At 42.0% G+C, this 1,146-nt stretch carries 3 protein-coding genes; all 3 read left to right on the forward strand.

Annotated features, from left to right (window positions below; translation table 11 throughout):
- The coding region (locus tag R8O70_RS25840; RefSeq protein WP_318184540.1) for an outer membrane beta-barrel protein at nucleotides 1-352 on the forward strand (352 nt) is incomplete at its 5' end.
- 12 nt (nucleotides 353-364) lie between these two features.
- Nucleotides 365-898, forward strand: a complete 534-nt coding sequence (locus R8O70_RS25845; protein ID WP_005463089.1) for a polysaccharide biosynthesis/export family protein — start codon at nucleotides 365-367, stop codon at nucleotides 896-898.
- A 14-nt stretch (nucleotides 899-912) separates the two neighbouring features.
- The coding region (locus R8O70_RS25850) for a Wzz/FepE/Etk N-terminal domain-containing protein (protein ID WP_318184541.1) at nucleotides 913-1,146 on the forward strand (234 nt) is incomplete at its 3' end.

A 1,146-nucleotide genomic window follows, 5' to 3' on the forward strand; every position in this document is an offset into this window, starting at 1 on the left:
ATTTGAATGGCTACCACAAGAGCAAACGTTGGTGACGGTCAAAACTACCCAAGCAGCCGTCAACCCTGACCAAGATGGTGACTACAACTTACAGACTCGTTATCGCCTAGATATCAAACACGATTGGAACAGCTATTTAGCCACTCGTTTAGGTGGCATTTATCAAGAAGATGATTACACCGGCATCACGAGAAACGACGAACGATATACCCTTTCCGCTGGCGTTGATTATCAAATTAGACGCTGGATTCAATTGAAAGCGGATTGGCAATATCAAGACAAAACATCCAATCGTTCAGGTTATAGCTACGACCAAAATGTCTGGACGTTAAGCGCGCAATTTTCGTTGTAACAAGGAATGTTAATGAATCCATTATTCAAGTTAATTGGCCTAGCTCTGCTACTTTTCAGTACTTTTGTTAGCGCGAATTCAAACGAACAAGATTACCTACTCGATACTGGTGACACTATTTCAGTGCAAGTTTACGGGGAGGAAGATCTTTCTATTAAAAACATCCTCATCACGTCAGATGGTTACTTTGATTACCCTTACCTTGGACGAATCAAAGCGATCAATAAAACGCCAAAACAGCTCAAGTACGAAATCGAAACGGGCTTAAAAGGTGACTATCTAATCAACCCGAAAGTCATGGTGACAATCAATTACTTCCGTTTGTTTTACGTCAATGGCGAAGTTCGTAAACCCGGAGGATTTGAGTATCGACCAGGACTGACGATAGAAAAAGCCATCGCACTAGCTGGCGGGCTCACCGATAGAGCTTCACGTAAAAGCATTAACTTAACCAAACACAAAACTGGCAAAACCGTAGAAGGCGTAAGTATGCAGCGCACGGTTGAACCAGGCGACATTGTCTTTATTGATCAGAGCTTCTTCTAGTGACAGGTAATCAAATGAACGGAACTCATCCCAACAATTTCCAGATGAACAAAGTGGAACTGATTCGTTTTGGCCATCACTTTAAAACGCTGAAAAAAAACTGGCTTAGCATTGCTGCGTTCACGCTTATATTCTCATTGACGTGCACTTGGTACATCTACTCCAAAACATCCATTTACCAAGCAACAGCAACGTTATTGATTCAAGAAGAGCAAAAAAGTGCGCTGTCAATTGAAGAAGTGTATGGC

Origin of the sequence: Vibrio sp. 779(2023), assembly GCF_033344285.1 — a bacterium.
GTDB classification, from domain to species: Bacteria; Pseudomonadota; Gammaproteobacteria; order Enterobacterales; family Vibrionaceae; genus Vibrio; species Vibrio alginolyticus.

Bases quoted from the DNA above. Each gene is read 5' to 3' on its own strand.
- R8O70_RS25845 (WP_005463089.1), top strand. From the start codon at position 365: ATGAATCCATTATTCAAGTTAATTGGCCTAGCTCTGCTACTTTTCAGT.